Below are 26,766 nucleotides of genomic sequence, written 5' to 3'. Positions count from 1 at the left end.
ACTCCCCACTCCCGAATCCCCCGCCGGCCACCGCCAATCGATGCACCTGAAACCGTCCGCCGGCGTTGCATCCACGGTATCCCGGCATCCTATTGCGGCGCACCAAAGCGCGAAGCCATCTGGCATAGTGACCGGCCCGTTGGCCATCGCTCCCTCGCCGCAATGTCGCCCAAGAAGACCTCGTTTCCGAAGCAGGATATCCGCGTGCTGCTGCTCGAAGGCATCAGCCAGACCGCCGTCGACGTGTTCCGCGCGGCCGGCTACTCGCAGATCGAACTGCACGCCAAGTCGCTGCCGGAAGACGAGCTCAAGCAGCGCATCGCCGAGGCGCACATCGTCGGCATCCGCTCGCGCACTCAGCTCAGCGCCGAGGTGCTGGCCCACGCCAAGCGCCTGATCGCGGTCGGCTGCTTCTGCATCGGCACCAACCAGGTCGACCTGGACGCCGCGGAACTGGCCGGCATCCCGGTGTTCAATGCGCCCTACTCCAACACCCGCAGCGTCGCCGAGCTGGTGATCGCCGAGGCCATCCTGCTGTTGCGCGGCATTCCGCAGAAGAACGCCGAATGCCACCGCGGCGGCTGGTCGAAGTCGGCCGCCGGCAGCCACGAGACGCGCGGCAAGGTGCTGGGCATCGTCGGCTACGGGCATATCGGCACCCAGGTCGGCGTGCTGGCCGAGGCGCTGGGCATGCAGGTGATCTTCCACGACATCGAGACCAAGCTGTCGCTGGGCAACGCCCGCACCGCCACCGACCTGGACGACCTGCTGGCCCGCTCGGATGTGGTCACCCTGCACGTGCCGGAAACCGCGGCCACCCGCGACATGATCGGCGCCACGCAGCTGGCGCAGATGAAGCCGGGTGCGCACCTGATCAACGCCTCGCGCGGCACGGTGATCGACATCGATGCCCTGGACGCGGCGCTGCGCAGCGGCCACATCGGCGGCGCTGCGGTGGACGTGTTCCCGATCGAACCCAAGGGCAACGGCGACCTGTTCGAATCGCCGCTGGCCGCGCACGACAACGTGATCCTGACCCCGCACGTCGGCGGCAGCACGCTGGAAGCGCAGGACAACATCGGCGTGGAAGTGGCGGCCAAGCTGGTGCGCTACAGCGACAACGGCAGCACCCTGTCGGCGGTGAACTTCCCCGAGGTGACCCTGCCCGAGCACGCCGAGAGCCTGCGCCTGCTGCACATCCACCGCAACGTGCCGGGCGTGCTGTCGCAGATCAACGAACTGTTCTCGCGCCACAACGTCAACATCGACGGCCAGTTTCTGCGCACCGACCCCAAGGTCGGCTACGTGGTGATCGACGTCGGCGCCAGCGAGGAGCAAGCGGCGGTGCTGAAGGAGGAGCTGGCGCAAGTGGCGGGGACGTTGCGGACGCGCATTCTTTACTAGCGGGGATTGGGGATTGGGGATTCGTGGGTGCGCTGCGCGCCCGGACCCTCACCCCAACCCCTCTCCCGGAGGGAGAGGGGCTCAGCCATCCGACCGGAGCCGGCTTCTCCCTTCTCCCCTCGGGAGAAGGTGCCCCGAAGGGGCGGATGAGGGTACGGGCGCAGCCTCGTGCAGCTGAAACACCGCATGCGCTGCGCGCCCGGACCCTCACCCCAACCCCTCTCCCGGGGGGAGAGGGGCTGATGCGCTGCGCTGCAACCACTTCTGCGCCATGCGCCGCAGCGACGGATCCAGGTCCGCTTCATCCAGCAGTTCGGCGATCGGGCGCCAGGCCAGGGCCAGCGACTCGGCGCTGACCGCGAAGGCTTCGTCCGCGCCGGCGCGGACCACGTAGCGTGCGTCGTAATGCCAGTGCCCCGGCACCTCGCCGCGGGCGGGAATCCAGTGCCGGTCCAGGTCGAAGATCGCGCCATCCTCCAGCGCCAGGCCGGGCAGCCCGGATTCCTCCTCGGCCTCCTTCAAGGCCACCCGCGACAGATCGCGGTCGCCGTCGGCGTGGCCGCCCAGTTGCAGCCAGCGCTGCAGCTTGCGGTGATGGGTCAGCAAGGTGCGCGTGCCGTCGGCGCTGACCAGCCAGGCCGAGCCGGTGAAATGGCCGTCCAGGCGGGCGCGCACGAACGGATCGGCGGCATCGTCGAGCAAGGCCAGGAACTGCGCGGCGACCTCGGCCTGATCCGGACACTGCCGGGCATGGGCCTGCAACTGCTGGCGTAGGGACGACTCCGGCATCGGCGTTCTCGCGTTCGGGGGCGGCCATTATCGCCGTCCACGGTGCAGCGCGGCTTGTGGCGGCCGGCCGGCTTTGGCATGGTACGACGCTTGCGTCGCCCGCTGCGGGCCCGGCGCTTCGCCATTGCCGGGGCCGCTTGCCCCGTACCGCCACCTGGGGATGCACCGAATGCTCAAGTCTTTGCTGAGGGTCAAGCCGATCGAACCGGCCGGTCACGTCGATGCCGGCGAACCGTTCGAAGGCAGTCTGGAGGGCGAAGCCACCCTCAAACGCACCCTCACCGCCAGACACCTGATCCTGCTCGGCATCGGCGCGGTGATCGGCGCCGGCATCTTCGTGCTCACCGGCCAGGCCGCGGCCAATCACGCCGGCCCCGCGGTGATGCTCTCGTTCGTGTTCGCCGGCCTGGCCTGCGCCTTCGCCGGCCTGTGCTACGCCGAGTTCGCGGCGATGCTGCCGGTCTCGGGCAGCGCCTACTCGTATTCCTACGCCACGCTCGGCGAAGGCGTGGCCTGGTTCATCGGCTGGTGCCTGGTGCTGGAATACCTGTTCGCCGGCTCCAGCGTCGCGGTGGGCTGGTCGGCCTATCTGATCAGCTTCGTCACCGGCACCCTCGGCCTGCCCTTCCCCGCGGAACTGGCCAGCGCGCCGCTGACCTGGACGGGCCACGCCTTCGTCGCCTCGGGCAACCTCGTCAACCTGCCGGCGGTGCTGATCGTGGCCGCGGTCAGCACGCTGTGCTATGTGGGCGTCACCCAGTCGGCCTTCGTCAACGCCATCGTGGTGGCGATCAAGGTGCTGGTGATCTGCCTGTTCGTCGGCGTCGGCCTCTTCTACATCAACCCGGACAACTGGCATCCGTTCATCCCCGAGAACACCGGCCCGGGCGAGTTCGGCTGGAGCGGCATCTTCCGTGCGGCCTCCATCGTGTTCTTCTCCTACATCGGCTTCGATGCGGTCTCCACCTCGGCCGGCGAGACCAAGGACCCGCAGAAGAACATGCCGATCGGCATCCTGGTGTCGCTGGCCATCTGCACCATCATCTACATCATCGTCTGCGCGGTGCTGACCGGCCTGCTGCCCTATACCCAGCTGGGCACCGCCAAGCCGGTGGCCACCGCGCTGGAGCACTACCCGCAACTGGCCTGGCTGAAGACCTTCGTCGAGATCGGCGCCATCGCCGGCCTGTCCTCGGTGGTGCTGGTGATGCTGATGGCGCAGCCGCGCATCTTCTACACCATGGCCCGCGACGGCCTGCTGCCGAAGCTGTTCGGCAAGGTCCATCGCCGCTTCCACACGCCCTACGTCGGCACGGTGGTGGTCGGCGTGCTGGCGGCGCTGCTGGCCGGGCTGATCCCGCTGGACGTGCTCGGCGAACTGGTGTCGATGGGCACCCTGCTGGCCTTCGCCACGGTCTGCGTCGGCGTGATGGTGCTGCGCTTCACCCGTCCGGATCTGCCGCGCCCGTTCCGGGTGCCGCTGTTCTGGGCGGTGTGCCCACTGGGCGCGCTGTTCTGCGTGGGCCTGTTCTTCCAGGCATTCCAGGAACACTGGAAGGTGTTCGTCGGCTGGACCCTGATCGGCCTGTGCATCTACTTCTTCTACGGCATCCGCAACAGCCGCCTGGCCGCCAAGGCCTGATCCGCTCCCCCGAAGACCGGCGTCCGCGCCGGTCTTCGCGTTCGCACCCTCTTCCTCGCACGCCGCGCCCGGCTGGAACCGCTCGATGCTCAAACAACTCTTGGCCACCAAACACCCCCATGCCAGCCACGAGGACGCCGGCGGGCTGGGCCTGCAACGCGCGCTCGGCCCCTGGGGCCTGACCGCGCTGGGCATCGGCGCGGTGATCGGCGGCGGCATCTTCGTCATCACCGGGCAGGCCGCGGCCAACCACGCCGGGCCGGCGATCATGCTCTCGTTCGTGCTGGCCGCGGTGTGCTGCGCGTTCTGCGCGCTGGCCTACGCCGAGTTCGCGGCGATGGTGCCGGTCTCCGGCAGCGCCTACACCTACACCTACGCCACCTTCGGCGAACTGGCGGCCTGGTTCATCGGCTGGATGCTGGTGCTGGAGTACGGCGTGTCGGCCTCGGCAGTGGCGGTCAGCTGGACCGGCTATTTCCTCAGCCTGCTCGACCATTTCGACATCCATCTGCCCGCGGCACTGGTCAACGCGCCGCTGGACGGCAAGCTGCAGCCCACCGGCGCGATCGCCAACCTGCCCGCCGCCGGCATCGTGCTGCTGCTGACCTGGCTGTGCTACGTCGGCATCCGCAAGTCCTCGGCGATGAACATGGCGATGGTGGTGCTGAAGAGCGGCCTGATCGTGCTGGTCATCGCCGCCGGCTGGAAATACGTGGACCCGGCCAACTGGCACCCGTTCATCCCGGCCAACGAAGGCCCGGGCAAGTACGGCATGGATGGCGTGCTGCGTGGCGCGGCGATGGTGTTCTTCGCCTACATCGGCTTCGAGGCGGTGTCGGTGGCGGCGCAGGAATCGCACCGGCCGCAGCGCGACCTGCCGATCGGCATGATCCTGTCGCTGGTGATCTGCACCGTGCTGTACATCGCCATGGCCGCGGTGATGACCGGGCTGGTGCCGTTCGCGCAACTGGGCACCGACGAGCCGGTGGTGACCGCGGTCGCCGCGCATCCGCAACTGGGCTGGCTGCGCGTGGTGGTGGAGGTCGGCGCGCTGATCGGCCTGTCCTCGGTGGTGCTGGTGATGATCATCGGCCAACCGCGCATCTTCATGATCATCGCCCGCGACGGCCTGCTGCCGCCGGTGTTCACCAAGATCCACCCGACCTACCGCACCCCGCACGTCAACACGGTGATCACCGGCATCGGCATCGCCCTGCTGGCGGCGCTGTTCCCGCTGGACGTGCTGGGCGAACTGACCTCGATGGGCACCCTGATCGCCTTTGCCGCGGTCTGCGCCGGCGTGCTGATCCTGCGCCGCACCCAGCCGGACCTGCCGCGCCCGTTCCGCATCCCCTTCGCCTGGCCGATCTGCATCGCCGGCGTGCTCAGCTGCCTGGCGCTGCTGTCGGCGATGACCGCGCACAATTGGATGCTGATGGCCGGCTGGACGGTGATCGGCCTGGCGATCTACTTCGGCTACGGCTACCGCCACAGCCGCCTGCGCGGCAGCCAAGGCTGAGCGCAGAGCCCCTTTCCCATCGGGAGAGGGGTTGGGGTGAAGGTACGGACGCGAAGCGCTGCACCCCGCTGGCGACACGTGGCTTCGCCCGCACCCTCATCCGCCGCTGCGGGGCACCTTCTCCCGCAAAAGGGGGCCATGGTCCCGACGGGAGAAGGGAAAAGTCAGAGCCTCTCTCCCTCCGGGAGAGGGGTTGGGGTGAGGGTTCGGCGCGCGAAGTGCTGCACCCAGCTGGCGACACGTGGCTTCGCCCGTACCCTCATCCGCCCCTGCGGGGCACCTTCTCCCAGTGGGAGAAGGAAAAAAGCCGTAGCCCCTCTCCCTCCGGGAGAGGGGTTGGGGTGAGGGTCCGACCGCTAGTGATCCCTCTAGAGACGGGTCGGCGTGAGGGTACGGCATGAGCAGATGCGCTTGGATCCAGCCACCTGTCATCCCAATCCAACCCCCAAGCCCTACACTACGTGCATGAACGCACTGCCCTACGATTCCGAGCGCCTGCGCACGCTGGCGCACCTGCTGATCGACAACATCCGCGAGCTCTCGCAGGCCGGCTGGACGCCCGCCACCAGCAGCAACTTCTCGCACCGCCTGGACGATCGCCACGCCGCGATCACCGTCTCCGGTCGCGACAAGGGCCGGCTGGTGGAGGACGACATCATGGTGGTGGACTTCGACGGCCAGGCCGTCGGCCGGCCGCTGCGCCCGTCCGCCGAGACCCTGCTGCACACCCAGCTGTACCAGCGCTTCCCCGAGGTCGGCTGCATTCTGCACACGCACTCGCCGGTGCAGACCATCGCCTCGCGCCTGTACGCCCCGCAGGGCCATATCCGTCTGGAAGGCTACGAGCTGCTGAAGGCGCTGCACGGCAACCAGACCCACGAGACCGCGGTGGACCTGCCGGTGTTCGCCAACACCCAGGACATGACCGTGCTGGCCGCGCAGGTCGACGCCCTGCTCGATCGCACGCCGCTGTGGGGCTACCTGATAGACGGCCACGGCCTGTACGCCTGGGGCCGCGACATGGCCGAAGCGCGCCGCCACCTCGAAGCCTTCGAGTTCCTGCTGCACTGCGAGCTGGAGCTGCGCAAACTGCGCGCCGCCGGCTGATCCGCCGCGGCGCGACAGCGTTCCAGCGCCGCAACGGCCGCCAGCCGCGCACCTGCTACCCTTTTCGTCCCCACTCCGCTTTCGCCCGCCGCCATGAGCCGACTCCGCATCTTCGCCGACACCACTCCCGACGCGCCGCTGTTCGACAGCCGCGATGGCGACGCGATCGCCGCCGAACTGCGCAAGATCGGCGTCACCTTCGAGCGCTGGCAGGCCAACCAGCCGATCGAGCCCGGCGCCTCGCCGGACGCGGTCATGGCCGCCTACAAAGCCGATATCGACCGCCTGGTCGCCGCCAACGGCTTCAAGACCGTGGACGTGGTCAGCATCGCCCCGGACAACCCGCAGCGCGAAGAGATGCGCAAGAAGTTCCTCGACGAGCACTTCCACAAGGAAGACGAGGTGCGCTTCTTCGTCGCCGGCTCCGGCCTGTTCACCCTGCACGTGGACGGCAAGGTCTACGAGATCGAGTGCGTGCAGAACGACCTGATCGCCGTGCCCGACGGCACCCACCACTGGTTCGACATGGGGCCGGAGCCGCGCTTCGTCGCGATCCGTTTCTTCACCGAGCCGGATGGCTGGGTCGGCCACTTCACCGGCACCGACATCGCTCAGCGCTTCCCGCGCTACGAGGCGAAGCTGCGCGGCGAGGCGCACTGAGCGATGACCGATCCGCGCGTCGTACTCACCGACATCGAAGGCACCACCAGCAGCATCTCCTTCGTCAAGGACGTGCTGTTCCCCTATGCGCGCCGCGCCCTGCCCGGCTTCGTGCGCGAGCACGGCCAGCAGCCGCAGGTGCGGCAATGGTTGGATGCCGTCGCCAGCGAATGCGGCGGCATCTGCACCGATGCGGTGATCGTGGAAACCCTGCAGGGCTGGATCGACGAGGACCGCAAGCACACCGCGCTGAAGGCGCTGCAGGGCATGATCTGGGAAGCCGGCTACCGCGATGCCGACTTCACCGCGCACATCTATCCCGATGCCGCGCCGGCGCTGCGCCGCTGGCATGCCGACGGCCGCGCGCTGTACGTGTACTCGTCCGGCTCGGTGCCGGCACAGAAGCTGTTCTTCGGCCACAGCGACGCCGGCGACCTGCGCGGCCTGTTCTCCGGCTGGTTCGATACCGAGATCGGCGGCAAGCGCGAGCAGCCCAGCTACGCGCGCATCGCCGAGGCGATCGGGGTGGCGCCGGCGCAGATCGTATTCCTGTCCGACGTGGTCGCCGAACTGGATGCGGCCCGCGCCGCCGGCCTGGACACGGTGCTGATCGACCGCCGCGACGATTACCCGCAACCGCGCCAGGGCGAGGCCTGCAACGGCCACCGCCGCGCGGAGAGCTTCGCCGACCTGGGCTTCTGAGTCCCCGAGCATGCGCAGGCCTGTCGCTGCCTTGATGGCCGCCCTGGCGGCGTTGCGGCGCCCGTTGGCCGTGCTGCGGCGCCGGCTGCTGCCGGCCGCGCTGCTGGCGCTGGCGCTGCCCGCCTGCCATTCCGATGCCGGCGCCACGCCGGCCGGCACGGCCGACACCGCGCAGGACGAGGCGGCGCAGGATCCGGTCGACCAGGCGCAGCTGCGCCTGGCGCTGGGATCACTGCAGGCGCAGCGCCCGGGCATCCCCGACCTGTACGTGGTGGGCTTCGCCGGCGACGCCAGCGAGGACGTGTTCCGCAACGAAGTGCTGTACCTGCGGCAGATGTTCGCGCAGCGCTTCGGCGCGGCCGGGCACATCGCCACCCTGATCAACCACGGCGACAATCTCGGCGCGCACGCCTACGCGCCGCAGGCCTCCTACGACAACCTGGCCGATACGCTGGACCGCATCGGCAAGCTGATGGACAAGCGCGAGGACGCGCTGCTGCTGTTCCTGACCAGCCACGGCACCGAGCAGCACGAGCTGTATCTGCAGTTCGGCCCCGGCGAGGATGCCGAGTACGACACCATCACCCCGCAGGAACTGCGCCGCCTGCTCGACGACGCCGGCATCCGCAACCGCATCATCGTGATTTCGGCCTGCTACTCCGGCGGCTTCGTGCCGGCGCTGAAGACCGCCGACACCCTGGTCATCACCGCTGCCCGTCGCGACCGGCCCTCGTTCGGCTGCGGCAACACCGCCAGCGCCACCTATTTCGGCCGCGCCTGGTTGATCGACGCGCTGGCGCGCACCACCGATCTGGTCGACAGCTATCGCCTGGCCAGTGCCGAGATCAGCGCACGCGAGCAGGCCGAAGGCGAGGCGCCGTCGTATCCGCAGCTGTACGTGGGCGCGCGCATCGGCAGCTGGCTGCAGCACTGGCGCGCGCAGTTGCCGAACGCCGCCGCACCGGTCTATCCGTATCCGGAACCCGATGCGGACGACGCAGTGACTGCGACCGATGGCGAACCGGACCACGCGCCCGGGACCATGCAAACCACTGCTCCCCCGACGCCCGCAAAACCGGCGCTACCGCCATCGACTGCCACTCCCAGGCAGTGAGCCGCACTGCTCCGTCGAGCACCGCACGTAAGACCCCAACGCTCGGTGAGCCTGGGGCCTGGAGCAGGAGTCCGCAGGAACCCCATAGATGAGAGTAATTCGCATTCGATCGCCGATCGCGTGCAGCCGTTACACTGCGCCCCGCAGCAAGCCCGCCAGCCTTTCGCCAGCCAGCTGCGCACCGATCCGCCCGCCAGCCTTCGCTCGCCAGCCAGGATCCTCTCGTTTATAGGCCTCCTTCATGGAGGTTTTTTTGTTTCATGCCGACTCCAGACCGGTAGTACGCCGGACCGCGCCGCAGCGATGGTCCACAACCGTCTCAGCAGGTCGATGATGTAGCTGTTCTCAGCAATGGCCAAGCCTAGAGCGTGTTATGAACTTGGAGTTGATGCGGCTATCGTAGGCGATGAAGCCACCACGCCAACCGACGTATCCGATGAAGAATGGGTCTTCGCCGCGCCCGACTTGATACTGACGGATCCGCAGGCACGGCAGCGCAGATATGAGCTGCAAACAATGGACACAACGTCTATGCCATTGAGCAAGCGAGTTGCCGCTCTTCTACTTTGCCTTTTTGCCTGGAGTCCCGTGCTCGCCGCGCCTTCGGTCTGCCCCATTCGACAGGATCAGCCACTTCGCTCCATCGATGCATTCGATGGAGAACCACAGGATCTCGCAACGCTTGAGCCCGACGTGGCAAAGGAGCGATACGGCCATTGGGTTCTGGGCTACATCTACGATGAGGGCCGATTCGTCACCGTACGCTGCAGGTACGCGGACAAGCAAACGCATGACGTAAAACTGGCGAACCGTGTGGAACAGTGCAGTTATTCAATCAATGCAAAGCATGTCCTTCGAGTAACTTGCAGATGAAAGCTGGCACGGCTCCTGGGACGGCGCGCCGAACTGGACAAACGGCGGCACATTCGCCAATGCCGGCGCCGATCGGCTCATCGGCGTCATCGCCAACGACAACAGCCGGTTCTACTTCGCCCAGCGCCCGCGTGCGCCGGGCACAGCCCAGGACGGCGATCAAAAGAACCTAGGTCGCGGCTGACCTGGCGTCGCCGGGACGCGACGCCAGCGTCGCAACCGCGGCGCGATCAGGGAGAGGCGTCCTGCAATCGATAGCTGCCGCTGGCGTGCTGCTCGCCGCGCCAGCGGTCGAACGCGCGGACCTCGATGCGGTGCGCACCCACGCTCAGATCGGTCGGCAAGGCGCCGCGCCACAGGTGTTGCGACGGAATCGCTTCCGGCGACCGATCGTAGCCGCGCAACGCGTCGGCGGCATCGTCGCGCGCGTTCTCGGCGAGCAGGGCCGGGTCCGGCTGTTCGACCCGCTGCATCGGCTTCCAGGCGCCGTCGTCCACGCGGTACTCGACGCGCGTGTCGTCCTCGCCCATGTATACGTTCGCGTACACGCCCCAGGCCGGATAGGCACCGCGGCGCAATACCTTCGGCGCATGCAGGCCGATCTGGGTGTCGTCGGCGGCACGCGCGGCGTGGTAGGCCAGCGCATAGCCGCCGTCGCGGCGCACGGTCAACATTGCATAGCCGTTCGGGGTGCCGTCGGCCATGGTCGCGGCGGGAATGCCCTCGGCATCCTTGACCCCGGACCAGAACGCGCCGCAGGCCGCGCCGACGTTGTATTCGTGCAGCGGCTGCGCGCCGTGCCAGCCCTCGTCGGCACCGTGGTAATAGTGGCGCTGGGTGTGGCTGTGGCCGCTGAGCACCAGCACGTGCGGGAACGCCTGCAGCAGCGCGAACAGCCGCGCGCGATCGGCATGGCGGAAGGTCTCCTTGCCGGGCGCCGCATCGAACAGCGGGATGTGCAGGCCCAGCACCACCAGTCGATCCTTGGGCACGCTGGCCAGGTAGGCCTGCAGGAACGCGAACTGGTCCGCGCGCAGGCCGCCGATGTACTTGGGCTGCTGCGTCGGCTGGTACACCACATCGTCCAGGAAAACGAAGCTGGCGCCGCCCTCTTCCACCGCGTAGGTGTCGGGACCGTAGACCGCACGCCAGCTCGACAGCGAATCGACGTCGTCGGTCGCGTCGAAGTTGAGGTCGTGGTTGCCGGGCACATGGAACCACGGCACGCCGAGCTTGGCGGTTTCCGCATTCAGCGCCGGATACAGCGACAGGTCGTCGCTGACCACGTCGCCCAGGGTGGTGCCGATGCGCGCGTGGGTCTTGCCGCGCAAGGGCGCGACGATGTCGCGGGCGTAGTAGCCGACATCGGTCATCGATGCGGTCTGGGTATCGGCGAACACTAGCACCTCGGTGCTGTCGGCCTTGGGCTGCGCGCGCAACGCGAAGTCCCAGTGGTCGGTGGCGCCGCGGGTGGGCGCGATGCCCGGATACTTGAGCGTGGGCGAGCCGGCGGGCGCGTAGTGCCGCCAGTAGTCCGGCAGGCCGTTGCCGGCGCTGGCGAAGCTGTAGCCGTCGGGCTTGATCACGAACACCGTGCGGCCGGGCTCCACCTGTAGGCGGTAGCGGCCCTGCGCGTCGGTGCGGACGATGTGCACACCGTCGGACACCTGCACGCCGGCGATGCCGGCATCGCCCGGGCCGCGGCCCGGGGCGTTGTCGCGTTCCTGGTAGACGCTGCCGCTGATGGTCGCGGTCTGCGCCACGGCGGGAGCGGCGGCGGCCAACAGGCAGGCAAGGACGACGGTGCGCAGCATGCGGAACATCCGGAGAAGCCGAGGGCCCCCGATTGTAGCCAACGACATCGACACGGCGATGACCGCGCCGGACAGACTCAGCGGTGCCGCGCTTCCAGCACGGCCACCGCGTCGGCCAGGCCCAGGCCGCGTGCGCGCAGCAGCACGGTCAGGTGGTAGAGCAGATCGGCGGACTCGCCGAGCAGTTCCTCGTCGCCCTGGGCGACGCCGGCCAGTGCGGTCTCCACGCCCTCCTCGCCCACTTTCTGCGCGATGCGTCGCGTGCCTTTCTCGAACAGCTGCGTGGTGTAGCTGCCGGCCGGCCGCTCGCGTTCGCGTTGCGCGACCAGGCGGTCGAGCGCGCCCAGGAACTGGCCCGGCGCCTGTGGGAAACAGCTGTCGCGGCCGAGGTGGCAGGTCGGCCCGCGCGGATGCGCCAGCACCAGCAGTGTGTCGCGATCGCAATCGGTGTCGATCGCCACCACGTCCAGGACATGGCCGGAGCTTTCGCCCTTGGTCCACAGCCGCTGCTTGCTGCGGCTGTAGAAGGTGACCTGGCCGCTGCGGCGCGTGGCCGCCAGCGCCTCCTGGTTCATGTAGCCCAGCATCAGCACGCGCAACGTGGCGGCGTCCTGCACCACCACCGGCAGCAGGCCATCGCCCTTGCCCCAGTCCAGCGCCGCGTCGGCGGCATCCGCGCCGTGGGAATGTTCATGCGCCATCGCGCACCTCGATCTGTCGTTGGCGCAGGAAGCGCTTGAGTTCGGGAATGGCGATCGCGCCGCTGTGGAAGACGCTGGCGGCCAGCGCGCCGTCGACGTCGGCACGCTCGAACACGTCGGCGAAGTGCTGCATCTCGCCAGCGCCGCCGGACGCCACCAGCGGCACCTTGCACAGGGCGCGCACCTCGTGCAGTTGGGCGATGTCGTAGCCGCGGCGCACGCCGTCGTTGTCCATGCAGTTGAGCACGATCTCGCCGGCGCCCAGGCGCTGCGCCTCCACCACCCAGTCCAGGGTGCGCACGCGCAGCGCCTGGGTCTTGCTGGGGTCGCCGGTGAAGCGGCGCACGCGCCACTGGCCGTCGTCCTCGCGGATCGAATCGATGCCGACCACCACGCACTGCACGCCGAAGGCCTCGGCCAGCTCGGCGATCAGCGCCGGCCGCTCCAGCGCCGGCGAATTGATCGAGATCTTGTCGGCGCCGGCGTGCAGCACCGCGCGCGCGGTGGCGACGTCGCGGATGCCGCCGGCCACGCAGAACGGGATGTCCAGCAACCGCGCCACCTTCTCGACCCAGGCGTAGTCCACCGAGCGCCCTTCCGGACTGGCGCCGATGTCGTAGAACACCAGTTCGTCGGCGCCCTGGTCGCGGTAGCGCAGGGCCAGCTCGGCGATATCGCCCATGTCCACGTGGTCGCGGAACTTGACGCCCTTGACCACGCGCCCCTCGCGCACGTCCAGGCACGGGATGATGCGCCGGCTCAGCATGCCAGCGCCTCGTCCAGGCGCAGCCGCCCTTCCAGCAAGGCCTTGCCGAGCACGGCACCGGCGCAGCCGGCCTCGCGCGCGCCGCGCACATCGGCAGCGTTGCGGATGCCGCCGGAGGCCTGCACCGCCAACGCCGGCGCGAGCTGCCGCAGGTGCGCGTACAGCGCCAGGTTCGGCCCGGACAGCATGCCGTCGCGGGCGATGTCGGTGCACAGCAGGTGGATCAGGCCGGCCGCGGCGTACTCGCCGGCCAGCGCGTCCAGGCTCAGCGACGAGGTCTCGGTCCAGCCGTGCACCGGTAGGCGCCAGACGCCGTGCGCGTCCTGGCGGCTGTCCAGCGCCACGGTGATGCGCTCGGGACCGAATTCGGCCAGCCACTCCAGCACCGACTCGCGGTCGCGTACCGCCAGCGAGCCGATCACCACGCGGCTGGCGCCGGCATCGAGCAGGCGCTGCACGTCGGCGCGCGAGCGCACGCCGCCGCCGGTCTGCACCTGCAGCCCGGTCTCGTTGCGGATCCGCTGCAGCAGCGGTGCCAGGGTATAGCCGCCGGCGCGGGCCGCGTCCAGGTCGACCAGGTGCATCCACTGCGCACCGGCCTCGGCGAAGGCCTGCGCGCGGCGCAACGGATCGTCGCCGTAGTGGGTCTCGCGGGCGTAGTCGCCCTGCGCCAACCGCACCACGCGGCCGTCGCGGATGTCCAGGGCGGGATAGACGACGAAGCTCATGGGAAATCGGTCTCGAGGAAGTTGCGCAGGATGCGCGCGCCGGTGTCGGCGGAGCGCTCGGGATGAAATTGGGCGCCGCAGCGGCGGCCACGCTGCACCACCGCGGTGAACAGGCCGCCATGATCGCAGGCGGCAACAGTGTCGCCTGTGACCGGTGCGGCATAGCCGTGCACGAAATAGGCGCTGGCACCGTCCGGCACGCCCGCCAGCAACGACGACGGCCGCAGCGGCAACAGCCGGTTCCAGCCCATGTGCGGCACGCGGATGCCCAGCGCCGGCGGCATGCGCCGGACCACGCCGGTCAACAGGCCCAGGCAATCGACATCGCCTTCTTCGGAATGCTCGAACAGCAATTGCATGCCCAGGCAGATGCCGATCAGCGGCACCTGTAGCGCGCGCAGTGGCTCGAGCAGGCCCTGCTCGCGCAGCCGCGCCATCGCATGCGGTGCCGCCCCCACGCCCGGCAGGATCACCCGCTCCGCGCCCTGCAGACCGGCCGCGTCGCGCACCAGCCGCGGCTCCACGCCGAGCCGCTGCAGCGCATAGCGCACCGAACCGAGGTTGGCGCCGCCGGCGTCGATCAAGGCCACCGTGCTCATCGCAGCCTCCGCGTGTCCACGACGCGCCGGTTCACAGCACGCCCTTGGTCGAGGGCAGCGCTGCACCCTCGCGCTTCAGCGCCTGGCGCAAGGCGCGGGCCAGCGCCTTGAAGCAGGCCTCGACCTTGTGGTGGTCGTTGTCGCCGCGCACGCTCAGGTGCAGGTTCAGCCCGGCCGCATCGCACAGCGAGCGGAAGAAGTGCGGGACCAGTTCGGTCGGCATGTCGCCGACCCGCTCGCGCTTGAACTCGCCTTCGAACACGAAGTACGGGCGCCCGCTGAAGTCCAGCGCGGCGCTGGCCAGGGTCTCGTCCATCGGCAGGGTGAAGCCGTAGCGGCCGATGCCGCGCTTGTCGCCCAGCGCCTGGCGCAATGCCTGCCCAAGGGCCAGGCCGGTGTCCTCGATGGTGTGGTGTTCGTCGATGTGCAGGTCGCCCTCGGCGCGCACGTCCAGGGCGAAACCGCCGTGCTTGCCGATCTGCTCGAGCATGTGGTCGAAGAACGGCAGGCCGGTGGCGCAGTGCGGATCGCGCGCCAGGTCCAGGTCGAGTTCCACCGCGATGCGGGTTTCCTTGGTGTCGCGCTGCACCCGCGCCCGCCGCGGCGCATCGGCCAGTTCGTGGGCGATGCCGGCCCAGTCCCACTCGCCGCCGAACTGGGCGGTACGCAACTGGAAGCCGCGGATGCGCAGGTTCTCGGCGAACTGGATGTCGGTGACGCGGTCGCCGACCATCGCCGAGCGCGCCCAGTCGATACTGCGGTCCTGCAGGTACGGCAGCATCAGGCCGATGCCGGGCTTGCGCGTGGGCGCATTGTCGGCCGGCCAGCTGCGGTCGACCAGCACCTCGCGGAACACGATGCCCTGGCTGGCGAAGATCTGCAGCATCAGGTCGTTGGGGCCGTCGAAGGCGGCCTGTGGATAGGCTTCGCTGCCCAGGCCGTCCTGGTTGGTGACGATGACGAACTGGTAGCCGGCGTCGCGCAGCTTGAGCATCGCCGGGATCACGCCCTGCACGAAGCGCAGCTTCTCGTAGGCGTCGATCTGGAAATCGGCCGGTTCCTCGATCAGGGTGCCATCGCGGTCCACGAACAGGATCGGGGTCATGCCGCCGCCCTCCATGCCTGCAAGGCGCCGAGCACGCGCTGGTTCTGCGCCGGCGTGCCCAGGGTGATGCGCAGCGCATCGCCCAGGCCCGGCGCGGCGCGCTGGTCGCGCACCACCACCCCGGCCGCCAGCAGCGCCTGGAACGCGCCCTCGGCGTCGTCGAAGCGCAGCAGCAGGAAATTGCCCTGCGACGGATATACCTGGCGTACGCCCGGCAACGCCGCCAACGCGGCCTGCATCCGCGTACGCTCTGCCCGCACCTCCTGCACCCGCGCCGCGGTCTGCCGCAGCGGTTCGGGCTGCAGCGCGGCCAGCGCCAGCTGCGTGCACGGCGACGGAATCGGATACGGCGCCTGGCAGCGGCGCAGCACCGCGATCAGCGCCGGATCGGCGATCACGCAGCCGATCCGCGCCGCCGCCAGCGCGTGCGCCTTGGACAGCGTGCGCAGCACCGCCAGGTTGGCATGGCGCGCGAGCAAGCTGGTGGCCGAGGCTTCGTCGGAAAACTCGCCATAGGCTTCGTCCACCACCAGCACCGCACGTCCCTGCAGGCGCTCGGCGGCGCGATCGATGTCGGCCAGGGCGATCGCCGCACCGCCGGGGTTGCCCGGCGAACACAGGAATACCAGCTTGGCCATCTGGCTCAATGCGGCGTCCACCACCGCGTCCACGTCGGTCAGCAGGCCCTCGGCGGTATCGCGCAGCGGCACCTCGACCACGCGCGCGTTCTGCAGCCGCGCGCACACCGCGTACATGCCGAACACCGGCGGGGTGATGACGATGGCGTCGCGGCCCGGCTCGCACAGGGCGCGCAGCAGCAGGTCGATGGCCTCGTCGCTGCCACGGCCGAGCAGCAGTTGTTCCGGGGCGCAGGCGTACAGCTGCGCCAATGCGGCGCGCAGCGCCGGCGGCTGCGGGTCGGGATAGCGGCGATTGCCGGCGTCGCCATCGGCGGCGTTGGCCCAGGCCGACTCGTTGGCATTGAGCCATATCTCGCCCTGCAGCGCACTGCTGCGCGCGGACGAATAGCCGGCGAACTCGCGCAGGTCCGGGCGGACCAGCGCCAGCACGGCGCGTGCGTCTGGAGTCTGGCTCATGCCGCCTTCTCCATGCGCAGCGCCACCGCGTTGGCGTGCGCGTCCAGGCCTTCGGCGCGCGCCATCAACACCGCGCAACCGCCGATCGCGGCGATGCCGGCCGCGCTGGCGCTCTGCACGCTGACGAAGTTCTGGAAGCTGGCCACGCTCACGCCGCTGTAGGCACGCGCCGCGCCGCTGGTCGGCAGCACGTGGTTGGTACCGCTGCAGTAATCGCCCAGCGCCTCTGGAGTGTAGTCGCCCAGGAACACCGAGCCGGCGGCCTCGACGCGGTCCAGCCAGTCGCGCGGCGCGCGCAGCGCCAGGATCAGGTGTTCCGGGGCGTAGCGGTTGCTGATGTCGAAGGCGTCCTCCAGCGTGTCGACGCGGATCAGCCGCGACGCGGCCAGCGCCTGCTGGGCGATCGCCGCGCGCGGCAGCGTCGCCAGCTGCCGCTCCAGTTCGTTCTCCACCGCCTCGATCAGCGCGGCGCTGTCGGACAGCAGCAATACCTGCGAGTCGGGGCCGTGCTCGGCCTGCGACAACAGGTCGGCGGCGACGAAGGCCGCATCGGCGCCGGCATCGGCGATCACCAGCACCTCGGACGGCCCGGCCGGCATGTCGATCGCCGCCGCGCCGGCCTGCGCGACCTGTTGCTTGGCTTCGGTGACGTAGCTGTTGCCCGGGCCGAACAGTTTGTCGCAGGACGGCACGGTCTCGGTGCCGTAGCCCATCGCCGCAATCGCCTGGGCGCCGCCGAGCTTGAACACCCGGTCGACGCCGCACAGGGTCGCCGCGACCAGCACCGCCGGATCGGCCGAGCCGTCGGCGCGCGGCGGCGTGCACAACACCACCTCGCGACAGCCGGCCAGCGCCGCCGGCACGCACAGCATCAGCGCGGTCGACGGCAGCGGTGCGCTGCCGGCCGGCACGTACAGGCCGACCCGGCCGATCGGCCGCACCACGCGCTCGCAGACCACGCCCGGCGCGGTCTCGACCGCGTACGGCTGCGCCATGCCGGCGCGGTGGAAGGTATCGATCCGCGCCGCCGCCTCGGCCATCGCCGCGCGCAGCGGCGCCGGCACCGCCGCCTCGGCGGCGGCGAACTCGGCGGCGCTCACTTCGAAGGTCTCCAGCACCACGCCATCGAAACGCGCGGTGAGCTCGCGCAGCGCGTCGTCGCCGCGGCTGCGCACGTCATTGAGCACCTGCGCCACCGCGTTGCGGGTCTGCTCGGCCACGCGCTGCACCGGCCGGGTCAGCGCCTGGGTGCGTTCCTGCGCGTCGAGCGCGCTCCATTCCAAACGATTCATGCCAGCGACCGCTCCACCGTCAACACCATCAAGCCCTGCGCACCTGCGCGCTCCAGTTCCTCCATGCGCTGCCAGGTGATCGCACCGTGGCACATGGTCTGCAACTGCAGCGGGCCATCGGCATCGCTGGGCAGTTGCACCAGCGGTTCGGCGTCGGGCAGCAACCGCGCCAGGTCGGCGACGCGCTCGCGCGCGGCGCGGAACATCAGCAGCTTGCTGTCGCGCAGCTTGAGCACGCCGTCGAGCCGGCGCAGCAGCATCGCCGCCAGGCCGGCGCGGGCATCGGCCGGTTCGCGCACCGGACCGGCCAGCACCGCCTCGCTCTCCAGCAGCGTCTCCACCGGCTTGAGCTGGTTGGCGGCCAGGGTGGCGCCACTGGAGACCAGATCGCAGATCAGGTCGGCGGTGCCCAGGCGCGGCGCGATCTCCACCGAGCCGGACAGCTCCACCACCTGCGCGGCGATGCCACGCGCGTCCAGCCAGTCGGCCAGCACCGCCGGGTAGCTGGTGGCGATGCGCAGCCCCTGCACCTGCTGCGGGCCGCTCCACTCCCAGCTCTCCGGAACCGCCAGCATCAGCCGGCACTGCCCGAAGTTCAGCCCGCGCAGGGCGCGATAGGCCTCCGGCAAGCCGTTGCGGCGGCGCTCGCCGGCCTGCTCTTCGAGTTCGTTGCGGCCGACGATGCCGAAGTCGCACACGCCGTCGGCGATCAGCCCGGGAATATCGTCGTCGCGCACCAGCAGCAGGTCGACCGGCAACGATTCGCCGTAGCAGAACAGCTTGTCGCGGCTCTCGCGCCAGCTCAGCCCGCAGGCGGCCAGCACCGCACGGGCCGGCTCGGCCAGGCGGCCGCTTTTCTGGATCGCGATACGCAGCCGGTCGCGGGCCGGTGCTGCCAGGGAAGCACTCATCAGGACATCTCAGTGGGAATCGGAGGGGCGCGCCGTCTGCCGGCGCAGCGCCGCGGCATAGCCGCCGGCGCCGTATTCCAGGGTCCGTGCGACACGGCCGATGGTGGTGACGCTGACCTGGGTCAGGTCGTGGATCTCGCGGTACGGCACGCCCTTGAGCAGCAGCGGCACCACCCGCCAGCGGTCCGCCATCGCCTCCAGCTCGGCCGGCGTGCACAGGTCCTGCAGGAACGCCGCCACTTCCTGCGGCTTGCCGAGCTGGGCCAGGGTGCGCGCCAACGCCTTGAACGAGGCGTCGCTGTCGCGGTCTGCTGCAGGGGCGGGACGTTGTTTCATTGCGCTAATGTAATATCACGCTATTACAAGGTCAAGCTTGCGCGGGCCGCGGCGACCTGGCGTTCAGCCTCCGGGCCATCCTGTTGCGCGCTCTGGCGCCCTGTGCGTTGCCGCGATCCGGCCTCACGCTGCGCGCAGACACCTCCCGCGGCGGATGGAAGGATCGCCCGGCGACCGCTAGGATCGGCGATGACCGCCGCCGCTCTGGAGTACCGCATGCGCACTGCGTGTTTTGCCGCCCTTGTCCTGTGCATGGCGACGCCGGCAGCGGCGCAGCCGCCACCGGCGCCTCCCGCCCAGGGGGCCGCAAACGCCGACACCGCGGCCACTGTAGAGCAACTGCCGATCCGCTCCGCCGCCCAGCTCAAGGCCTACCTGCGCGCCCACGCGGGCCAGCGCACGCCGCTGGACGCGCTCACGCCCGGCGCCCGCGAACGCTTCCTCGACGGTCTCGTGTTCGGCCGCAATGGCCTGGGTGGATTCGATACGCAGGACCTGCCGCAGCTGACCCGCACGCAGGGCCGGGCGCTGCTGGCGCTGTTCGGGGTCGAGCGCTACGCGGAAAGCTTGCCGCACTGGGCGACGCAACCGCGCGCCCACGAGCCCACCGCCGCGATCGGCGACCTGGAGCGTCGCTACAACGGCTACAACCGGAATCTGGACGGCCTCGGTCGCACTGGACGCGATCCCTGGCCCGCAGTGCGCAGCGCCCTGCCCGAAGCATTCGACCCCGCCGCCATCGCGCAATCGGACGCGGCCGCGCTGGATCTTCTGTATCGGGCCGTCGTCGCGACCTACGCGCTGCGCCCCACCCCGGCGGGGCTGGACACGCAACTGCAGGTGCTGGCGCAGTTGCGGCGCCGCGGCCAGGCCAGCGCAGCGCAGGTGGACGACGCCGGCAACGCGCTGCTGCTCGCGCATCGTGTGGAAGACGCACGGCACCTGCTGGCCGATGGCGGCAGCGCCGACTGGCCGCATTGGCTGCGCTTCGAGGACCGCCTGGGCGCGGCGGCGCAGGGGCCGACGCTGTGGTCGCTGGATGCCGATGGCCGCACCCTGCGCCGGCAGCGCATCGATCTGGGGCCGACCCAGCTCCTGGTCACCGCCGGCTGCCATTTCGCCGCCGACGCCGCGCGCGCCATCGCCGCCGATCCCGAACTGGGCCCGGCGTTCCGCCGCCATGCGCTGTGGCTGACCCTGCCGCCCGGCAGCGAGGACCTGGAGGCGCTGCGCGCCTGGAACCAGGCGCAGCCGCAGACGCCGCTGCATCCGCTCTACGACGTGGAGGAATGGCCGCTGTTGCCGCGCGAGTGGCGCATGCCGACGTTCTTCCTGGTGCGCGACGGCAAGGTCGTCGCGCAAGTGCAGGGCTGGCCGGTGGACGATGGCGCGCAGCGGCGTGCACTCAAGGCGATGCTGCAGGGTGCCGGCCTGCTGTAGCCTGCGCTTTTGGGATCAGCCGTGGCCGGGATCACCGGCCATGCCGGTCGCGGCTGAAGCCGCTCCCACGCAGATCTCGCACAGCGCGGCGGCCGTCGCCGGCCGCCGCCACCAGACTCAGGCCATCACCTTGGCCTGCTCCAGCTCCACCTGCAGCGTGCTGGCCAGTTCGTCGCGGGCGATCTCGAACTGCTGCTCGCGCAGCAGGTCCTTGACCGCGACCACCCCGCGCGCCAGCTCGTCGTCGCCGGCCAGCACCACGAAGCGGATGCCGGCGCGCGCCGCGTACTGGAACTGCTTGCCGATCTTCTTCGGCTCCATCTGCACTTCGGTGTTGATGCCGCCGGCGCGCAGGCGCCGCGCGATGTCCAGCGCGTCGTCCAGCTTGGCTTCGTCCATCAGCGCCACCATGGCCTGCACGCTGCTGGAGGCGATGCCGTCGATCAGGCCGGCCTCGCGCAACTGCCAGAACAGCCGGGTCAGGCCGATGGAGATGCCCACGCCGGGCAGCTTGGATTTGCTGTAGTGGCTGGCCAGGTCCTCGTAGCGGCCGCCCGAGCAGATCGAGCCGATCTGCGGGTAGTCGGTCAGCAAGGTCTCGTAGACGGTGCCGGTGTAGTAGTCCAGGCCGCGGGCGATGGAGAAATTGAGGCAGTACGCGGTCTCCGGCACGCCCAGCGCCTTGACCAGGGCCAGCACCTCGCGCAGTTCGGCCACGCCCTCGCGCAGGGTCGCGGTGGCGCGATCCCACTCGTCCAGCTCGCGCAGCCGCGCCAGCGCATCCTCGTGGCTCTTGGAACGCACTGCGACGAAAGCTAGGATCTCGGCAACCTTGGGGAAAGGCAGATCGAACCCCTCCCCCATCAGCGTCTCGCGCACGTAGTCGGCGCCACGCTTGTCCAGCTTGTCGACCTCGCGCAGCACCGCGAGCTGGCGTTCGCCCTCGGCCACGCCCAGGCTCTCGAAGAAACCGCGCATCAGCTTGCGGTTGTTCAACTGCACGGCGAAATCGCCGATGCCCAGCTCGGCGAACACCGCGTGGATCACCGCCAGCACCTCGGCGTCGTAGCGGATGCTCAGCGCGTCCTTGCCGATCACGTCGATGTCGCACTGGTAGAACTCGCGGAAGCGGCCACGCTGGGCGCGCTCGCCGCGGTACACGCGCTGCATCTGGTAGCGGCGGAACGGGAAGCTCAGCTCGTGTTCGTGCTCGGCCACATAGCGGGCCAACGGCACGGTCAGGTCGAAGCGCAGCGCCAGCTCCGGCAGCCCGCCCTCGCCGCCCTCGGCCGCGGCATTGGCCAGCGCACCGGTGGACTGCACGAAGTACACCTGGCGCTCGGTCTCGCCGCCGGACTTGGTCAGCAGCACGTCGGACAGCTCGAACACCGGCGTCTCCACCGGCAGGAACCCGAACCGCTCGTAATTGCGGCGGATGACGTCCAGCATGCGCTGGAACGCGATCTGCTCGCGTGGCAGCAATTCCATGATGCCGGGCGGCGTACGGGGCTTGATCACGTGCGGAACTCCTGCGATTCGGGGGCGAGCGGGACGCCAATTCTAGCCGCACCGACCACGCGCGGCCGCATCGGCGTATCATTCGCCGGTGCCGAAGCCGCTGCCCCGCCCATGAACAGGCCTCCTTCCGGATTCGCCCTGCCCTACGCCGACGCGTCCGCCCCGCGCGAACCGCGCGGCAACGAATGCCTGCATTGCGCGGTCCGCCACCTGGCGATCTGCTCGGCGCTGGCCTGCGACGAGGTGCAGGCGCTGGAACGGGCCACGACCTCGCTGCACTACGCCGCCGGCGCCACTCTGGCCCGCACCGGCGAGGCACGACAGGCGGTCTACACCGTCACCGCCGGCGCGCTGCGCCTGGTCCGCACCCTCGCCGACGGACGCCGCCAGGTGGCCGGTTTCGTCCTGCCCGGCGACTATGTCGGCCTGAGCGAATCGGCCAGGCACCGCCACGATATCGAAGCCATCGCCGACAGCCGGGTGTGCCGGGTGCCGGTGGCGCAGATGCAGCAGTTGCGCACGCAGTTCCCGCACCTGGAGCGCAAGCTGCTGCAACGCGCCTGCCTGGAGCTGGATGCGGCGCAGGACGCGGCGCTGTCGCTGGCGCGGCTGCAGCCGGCCGAGAAACTGGCCGACTTCCTGCTCAAGCTGGCGGCCCGCGCGGCGCGCCAGGGCGATGCCGGCAACAAGGTGGTGCTGCCGATGGGCCGCGGCGACATCGCCGACCATCTCGGCCTGACCATGGAGACGGTCAGCCGCACCTTCACCAAGCTGCGCCAGCAGGGCCTGATCGCGCTGCCGCAGCTGCATGTGGTCGAGATCCGCGACTTCGCCGCGCTGCACCGGCTGGCGTCGGACGAAGACTGAGCGGACCGGCGTGGCGATTTTTTCGCCACGCCGATCGAGGCACCGACGCCATGCGGTGCCTGGCCACTTATCCACAGGATTCCAGAGCAACGCTCCACATCGCGTGTGGACAACCGTGCAGCGCCCGCCGGCGGCCAACCGATCACCGGTTTGCTGCCGCGTGCAGCACCGCCGCACCGCCAGCTCTGAACGCTTCAGCCGGCCATCGCGGCGGCGACGCCCGACCGGCATAGACTGCGTGCGCAACACACCTGCGGCGCCGCCGCGGTGCCGGTGGGGGGGACCACTCGGAGGGCCAACATGGCCGTCGCCATCGAGATGCAACACGCCTCGCGCGCTTGCGTGATGCTGGACCGCGAGCGCGAACTGGAGTTCTGGAAGGCGCATTACGCGCACAGCCTCTTCCATCAGCCCGGTTACACGTTCCACGACTACGAGCCGGCGCTGAAGCTGGCCTACGACGCCTACCTCAAGTACCACGGCCAGCGCGTGGAGGAAGTCGTCGCGCAACTGCGCGACGTGTTCCTGCGCGACCACCCGCGCTCGCGCCTGGACTGGCTGCAGGTGCGCGGCATCGTCCTGGCCGCCTGGCAGCGGCTGCAGCCGTCCGACTGAGCCGTCGGGCGCGCTCGCGCGCCCCGGCCTGCGCTGCTCAGCCGGCCAGCAGCCGCGCGCGCAGCGCCGCGTAGTCCGGCGCGATCGGCTCGGCCTGCGCCGGCCGCTGCAGCAGCGCCGCCAAGGCCGGCGGCACCGCCACCGGCTGCCCGATCAGCGGCTCCACCACCCCTTCGAACTTGGCCGGATGCGCGGTAGCCGCCACCGCCCAATCGCCGGCGTCCGCCTCCGCGCCCTCGGCACGCAGTTGCTGCAGCACATGCAGCGCGGTGGCGGTGTGCGGGCAATGCACCTCGCCGTAGCGACGGAAGCGCTCGCCGATGGTCTGGCGGATCTGTCCATCGTCCACCGAGTAGGCCTGGAACTGGGTGCGCAGCGTGGCGTCGTCGCCCTGGTACAGCCAGCGCAAGCGCTCGACGTTGCTCGGCGCGCCGACGTCCATCGCATTGGCCAGGGTCGCCACGCTGGGCTGCGGCGCGTAATCGGCGCCGGCGAAGAAGTCCGGCAGCACGCGGTTGGCATTGGTCGCCAGCACGATCCGGCCCAGCGGCACGCCCAGCGCACGCGCCAGGATCGCGGCCAGCGCATTGCCCAGGTTGCCGGTGGGCACCACCAAATTCAGCGGCTGCGCATGCGCGGCATGGTGCTGCAGGGCTGCATGCGCGTAGTAGCTCATCTGCGGCAGCAAGCGCCCCAGGCTGATGCTGTTGGCCGAACTCAGCGGTGCCTGCGCCTGCAGGTCGGCGTCGTTCAGCGCCTGCTTCACCAGCGCCTGGCAATCGTCGAACGAGCCGGCCACGCGCAGCGCCTGGATGTTGTCGCCGAAGCAGCCGAGTTGGTGCGCCTGCCGCGGCGACACGCGCCCGTCCGGATACAGCACCACCACGCGCAGCCCGGGCTGGCGATGGAACGCGGCCGCGACCGCGGCACCGGTATCGCCGGAGGTGGCGACGAGGATGGTCAACGGCGTTTCTACGCCCCGCCGCAGCCGGGTCAGGCAGGCGGCCAGGAAGCGCGCGCCGAAGTCCTTGAACGCGGCGGTCGGCCCATGGAACAGCTCCAGCGCGTGGTCGCCGGGCGTGGCCAGCGGCTGCAGGGGCGCAGGGAAGTCGAAGGCTTCGGCGCAGATCGCCGGCAGTTCCGCGGTCAGGGCGTCGCCCTCGAAGAATGGCGCCAGCAGTTCCGCAGCGGTCTCGGCGAGGCTGGCACCGGCGCGCAGGTCGCGGGCGGTGGGCAGGCGCTCGGGGACGTACAGGCCGCCATCGGGGGCGAGTCCGGCGGCGATGGCCTGGCTGAGCGAGACGGCAGGAGCGGCGTTACGGGTGGAGATGAAGTTCATGGTGGTTCCGGTGGCAGGGGAATTCGATCGCACTGGCATTTCTGGCTCTGGCTGTTGCTCTAGCGGTTGCTGTTGCTTTGGCGGTTGCTGTTGCTTTGGCTATTGCGCTTCTGCCTTACCGGGGCCCCCTCGGCGCGGCAGCCGCGGCGGGCGAATACCCGAAGGGCGACGCGCAGGATGCGCGTCGTTTTTCGCCGGCACATGGATGTGCCGTCGAAAAATGCCCGTCGTGGCTGCGGACCCGGAGCGCGTTAGCGCGGAGGGCGCGCTGCGGGGTGTGCTTTCTTTTGGTTACTTTTCTTTGCACAAGCAAAGAAAAGTGACTCGCCGCCAGGCGAAAGCTGTTGCTGTTGATTGCTTTTTTTCTGTCGGACGCACGAAACTTGTAGGAGCGGCTTCAGCCGCGACAGATGCTTCGTCACCTCCTTGGTCGCGGCTGAAGCCGCTCCTACAGACCTTCTCACCTGACACGCAAACTTCAAGCAACAGCAAAGGCTTTCGCCCTTGCGGGCGAGTTACTTTTCTTTGCTCGCGCAAAGAAAAGGTAACCAAAAGAAAGCGCGCCCTGCCTCGCGCCCTCCGCGCTGCGCGCTCCGGGTCCGCGTCCATCACGGGGATCCGCGGAAGGGGCATCCTGCCCCTGCCGCGGACGGCGTACATCCATGTACGCCGCCCTTCGGGTTTTTCCCCGCGATGGCCGCCGCTTCGGAAGGGAACCCGGTACGGCAACAGCAACAGCAACAACAAAGCAAAAGCAAAGCAACAACCAGAGCGACAGCGACAGCGACAACAAAAGCAAATTCGAAATCGGCAACAGCAACGACACTAGCAACAGCGGCGCCGACAACGCACCGCTCTGATAAGTGGCTACAGCAACGTCGCACCCGGACACTGCAACGGCGACACCCAGTGCTGGCTACCGAAACCAGCGTCCGCAAAGGTCGCCTGCACCGCCGGCGCCGCGGCCTCGGCCTCGGCACGGCTGGCGAACCAGGCGAACACACTCGGACCAGCGCCGGAAATGCCCGCACCCATCGCCCCCGCCGCCAGCGCCGCCGCCTTGGCCGCGTCGAAGCCGACGATCAGCGGCGCGCGCCGCGGCTCGATCAGCACGTCGCGCAAGCCGGCACGTACCAGCGCCTCGTCGCCGGCATGGCAACCCGCCAACACTAGCGCCAGGTTCGCGCTCTGCGCCACGAACTCGCCGAGCCGGTATTCCCCTGCCAGCGCCGCGCGCGCGTGGCGCGTCTCCAGCGTCGCGTCCGGGTGCACCAGCAGGCTGTGCCAGCCGCTCGGCACCGGGACCGGCACCAGCCGCTCCAGGGTCGACAACACCAGCCCGCCCAGCAGCATCGGGCCGAGGTTGTCGCCGTGGCGGCTGCCGCTGGCCACCGCCTCGCCGTCCAGCGCGTAGCGATACAGTGCATCGCGCGACAGCGGCGCGGCAAGCAAGGCATTGGCCGCCACCAGCGCCGCCACGCACGAGGCGGCCGAGCCGCCCATGCCGGAGCTGAGCGGAATGCCCTTGTCGATCTCCAGTTCGAAGCCGAACGGCAGCGCCAGCGCCTCGCGCAGCGACATCAACGCGGCACCGGCGGTGTTGCGTGCGGCCTCCAAGGGCAAGGTCACGGTGGTGCCACGGATCGCGGCAATGCGCACCTCCGGCGCGTCGATACGGCGCACCGTCACCGTGTCGCCGACACCTTCCACCGCATAGCCCAGCAGGTCGAAGCCCACCGCGACGTTGGCCACCGAGGCCGGCGCGAACGCGCGCGCCTGCGTCGGCAGCGCGGCCGGGCCTGCGGCGCTCGCTGCCAGCGTCTGCATC

The 26,766-nt window shown here is 69.8% G+C and carries 26 protein-coding genes; 12 read left to right on the top strand and 14 right to left on the bottom strand.

The window, feature by feature from the left end; translation table 11 throughout:
- Positions 1 to 162 precede the first annotated feature (162 nt).
- Positions 163 to 1,404: a phosphoglycerate dehydrogenase gene (gene serA / locus CEK65_RS06630; RefSeq protein WP_043091919.1), complete on the top strand. Its 1,242-nt coding sequence runs from the start codon at positions 163 to 165 to the stop codon at positions 1,402 to 1,404.
- 207 nt (positions 1,405 to 1,611) lie between these two features.
- Here the strand turns inward: serA and CEK65_RS06625 are convergent, their stop codons facing one another.
- Entirely contained in the window at positions 1,612 to 2,193 is a 582-nt protein-coding gene (locus CEK65_RS06625) for an NUDIX hydrolase (RefSeq protein WP_152181174.1), read from the bottom strand.
- Between the two features lie 169 nt (positions 2,194 to 2,362).
- Here CEK65_RS06625 and CEK65_RS06620 point away from each other — a divergent pair, with 169 nt between their 5' ends.
- The 7 genes from CEK65_RS06620 (at position 2,363) to CEK65_RS21330 (ending at position 9,810) form a co-directional block, all read left to right on the top strand.
- Entirely contained in the window at positions 2,363 to 3,835 is a 1,473-nt protein-coding gene (locus tag CEK65_RS06620) for an amino acid permease (RefSeq protein ID WP_193314714.1), read from the top strand.
- 85 nt (positions 3,836 to 3,920) lie between these two features.
- Entirely contained in the window at positions 3,921 to 5,354 is a 1,434-nt protein-coding gene (locus CEK65_RS06615; protein ID WP_019802501.1) for an amino acid permease, read from the top strand.
- A gap of 465 nt (positions 5,355 to 5,819) precedes the next feature.
- Positions 5,820 to 6,461, top strand: a complete 642-nt coding sequence (locus CEK65_RS06610; RefSeq protein ID WP_152181172.1) for a methylthioribulose 1-phosphate dehydratase — start codon at positions 5,820 to 5,822, stop codon at positions 6,459 to 6,461.
- 93 nt (positions 6,462 to 6,554) lie between these two features.
- On the top strand, positions 6,555 to 7,121 hold the full coding sequence (locus CEK65_RS06605) for an acireductone dioxygenase (protein WP_043091914.1): 567 nt from the start codon (positions 6,555 to 6,557) through the stop codon (positions 7,119 to 7,121).
- A 3-nt stretch (positions 7,122 to 7,124) separates the two neighbouring features.
- The gene (mtnC, locus tag CEK65_RS06600; protein WP_017912145.1) at positions 7,125 to 7,823 is read left to right on the top strand and encodes an acireductone synthase; all 699 of its coding nucleotides are present in this window, start codon (positions 7,125 to 7,127) and stop codon (positions 7,821 to 7,823) included.
- 34 nt (positions 7,824 to 7,857) lie between these two features.
- Entirely contained in the window at positions 7,858 to 8,937 is a 1,080-nt protein-coding gene (locus tag CEK65_RS06595; protein WP_152181179.1) for a C13 family peptidase, read from the top strand.
- Between the two features lie 351 nt (positions 8,938 to 9,288).
- Positions 9,289 to 9,810: an STY0301 family protein gene (locus tag CEK65_RS21330; protein WP_319019765.1), complete on the top strand. Its 522-nt coding sequence runs from the start codon at positions 9,289 to 9,291 to the stop codon at positions 9,808 to 9,810.
- Between the two features lie 230 nt (positions 9,811 to 10,040).
- Here the strand turns inward: CEK65_RS21330 and CEK65_RS06585 are convergent, their stop codons facing one another.
- From CEK65_RS06585 to CEK65_RS06540, 10 genes are all read right to left on the bottom strand, one after another.
- Positions 10,041 to 11,624, bottom strand: a complete 1,584-nt coding sequence (locus CEK65_RS06585) for a calcineurin-like phosphoesterase family protein (RefSeq protein ID WP_193314713.1) — start codon at positions 11,622 to 11,624, stop codon at positions 10,041 to 10,043.
- Positions 11,625 to 11,701: 77 nt separating this feature from the next.
- Positions 11,702 to 12,325: a bifunctional phosphoribosyl-AMP cyclohydrolase/phosphoribosyl-ATP diphosphatase HisIE gene (gene hisIE / locus CEK65_RS06580; protein WP_152181170.1), complete on the bottom strand. Its 624-nt coding sequence runs from the start codon at positions 12,323 to 12,325 to the stop codon at positions 11,702 to 11,704.
- Positions 12,315 to 13,091 (bottom strand): imidazole glycerol phosphate synthase subunit HisF, encoded by a 777-nt coding sequence (gene hisF, locus CEK65_RS06575; protein ID WP_152181169.1) that lies wholly within the window; start codon positions 13,089 to 13,091, stop codon positions 12,315 to 12,317. Before hisF ends, hisIE begins: the two co-directional genes overlap by 11 nt.
- Positions 13,085 to 13,819: a 1-(5-phosphoribosyl)-5-[(5-phosphoribosylamino)methylideneamino]imidazole-4-carboxamide isomerase gene (hisA, locus tag CEK65_RS06570; RefSeq protein ID WP_017913326.1), complete on the bottom strand. Its 735-nt coding sequence runs from the start codon at positions 13,817 to 13,819 to the stop codon at positions 13,085 to 13,087. Before hisA ends, hisF begins: the two co-directional genes overlap by 7 nt.
- On the bottom strand, positions 13,816 to 14,418 hold the full coding sequence (gene hisH, locus CEK65_RS06565; protein ID WP_152181168.1) for an imidazole glycerol phosphate synthase subunit HisH: 603 nt from the start codon (positions 14,416 to 14,418) through the stop codon (positions 13,816 to 13,818). The genes hisA and hisH overlap by 4 nt, the downstream gene beginning before the upstream one ends.
- 31 nt (positions 14,419 to 14,449) lie before the next feature.
- Positions 14,450 to 15,523: a bifunctional histidinol-phosphatase/imidazoleglycerol-phosphate dehydratase HisB gene (gene hisB / locus CEK65_RS06560; protein WP_152181167.1), complete on the bottom strand. Its 1,074-nt coding sequence runs from the start codon at positions 15,521 to 15,523 to the stop codon at positions 14,450 to 14,452.
- Positions 15,520 to 16,620: a histidinol-phosphate transaminase gene (hisC, locus tag CEK65_RS06555; protein WP_152181166.1), complete on the bottom strand. Its 1,101-nt coding sequence runs from the start codon at positions 16,618 to 16,620 to the stop codon at positions 15,520 to 15,522. Before hisC ends, hisB begins: the two co-directional genes overlap by 4 nt.
- A complete protein-coding gene (gene hisD, locus CEK65_RS06550; RefSeq protein ID WP_152181165.1) occupies positions 16,617 to 17,912 on the bottom strand; it encodes a histidinol dehydrogenase in 1,296 nt (431 codons plus the stop codon). The genes hisC and hisD overlap by 4 nt, the downstream gene beginning before the upstream one ends.
- Complete coding sequence (gene hisG, locus CEK65_RS06545) at positions 17,909 to 18,823, bottom strand: ATP phosphoribosyltransferase (RefSeq protein WP_152181164.1); 915 nt, start codon at positions 18,821 to 18,823, stop codon at positions 17,909 to 17,911. The genes hisD and hisG overlap by 4 nt, the downstream gene beginning before the upstream one ends.
- 9 nt (positions 18,824 to 18,832) lie before the next feature.
- On the bottom strand, positions 18,833 to 19,159 hold the full coding sequence (locus CEK65_RS06540; protein ID WP_017912242.1) for a YerC/YecD family TrpR-related protein: 327 nt from the start codon (positions 19,157 to 19,159) through the stop codon (positions 18,833 to 18,835).
- Positions 19,160 to 19,348: 189 nt separating this feature from the next.
- On the opposite strand from CEK65_RS06540, the gene CEK65_RS06535 reads away from it, so the two are divergent.
- Entirely contained in the window at positions 19,349 to 20,599 is a 1,251-nt protein-coding gene (locus CEK65_RS06535; protein ID WP_226980491.1) for a hypothetical protein, read from the top strand.
- 117 nt (positions 20,600 to 20,716) lie between these two features.
- Here the strand turns inward: CEK65_RS06535 and hisS are convergent, their stop codons facing one another.
- A complete protein-coding gene (hisS, locus tag CEK65_RS06530; protein ID WP_152181163.1) occupies positions 20,717 to 22,117 on the bottom strand; it encodes a histidine--tRNA ligase in 1,401 nt (466 codons plus the stop codon).
- Between the two features lie 111 nt (positions 22,118 to 22,228).
- On the opposite strand from hisS, the gene CEK65_RS06525 reads away from it, so the two are divergent.
- Together CEK65_RS06525 and CEK65_RS06520 are read left to right on the top strand one after the other, a co-directional pair.
- Positions 22,229 to 22,984: a helix-turn-helix domain-containing protein gene (locus tag CEK65_RS06525; RefSeq protein ID WP_017912245.1), complete on the top strand. Its 756-nt coding sequence runs from the start codon at positions 22,229 to 22,231 to the stop codon at positions 22,982 to 22,984.
- A gap of 300 nt (positions 22,985 to 23,284) precedes the next feature.
- Positions 23,285 to 23,599, top strand: a complete 315-nt coding sequence (locus CEK65_RS06520; protein WP_152181162.1) for a hypothetical protein — start codon at positions 23,285 to 23,287, stop codon at positions 23,597 to 23,599.
- Between the two features lie 37 nt (positions 23,600 to 23,636).
- On the opposite strand, the gene thrC is transcribed toward CEK65_RS06520, so the two are convergent.
- Positions 23,637 to 24,938: a threonine synthase gene (thrC, locus tag CEK65_RS06515; RefSeq protein WP_152181161.1), complete on the bottom strand. Its 1,302-nt coding sequence runs from the start codon at positions 24,936 to 24,938 to the stop codon at positions 23,637 to 23,639.
- Positions 24,939 to 25,600: 662 nt separating this feature from the next.
- Between thrC and CEK65_RS20940 the strand changes: the two genes are divergently transcribed.
- Positions 25,601 to 25,798: a hypothetical protein gene (locus CEK65_RS20940; RefSeq protein WP_193314712.1), complete on the top strand. Its 198-nt coding sequence runs from the start codon at positions 25,601 to 25,603 to the stop codon at positions 25,796 to 25,798.
- Positions 25,799 to 25,805: 7 nt separating this feature from the next.
- Here the strand turns inward: CEK65_RS20940 and CEK65_RS06505 are convergent, their stop codons facing one another.
- Complete coding sequence (locus tag CEK65_RS06505; RefSeq protein ID WP_152181160.1) at positions 25,806 to 26,765, bottom strand: homoserine kinase; 960 nt, start codon at positions 26,763 to 26,765, stop codon at positions 25,806 to 25,808.
- Position 26,766 lies beyond the last annotated feature (1 nt).

The sequence above is a fragment of the Xanthomonas sp. LMG 12459 genome, assembly GCF_009192905.1.
Lineage (GTDB): Bacteria > Pseudomonadota > Gammaproteobacteria > Xanthomonadales > Xanthomonadaceae > Xanthomonas_A > Xanthomonas_A sontii.
Note: the sequence above shows the minus strand (reverse complement) of the source record. Positions and strands in the feature narration are given on the sequence as shown.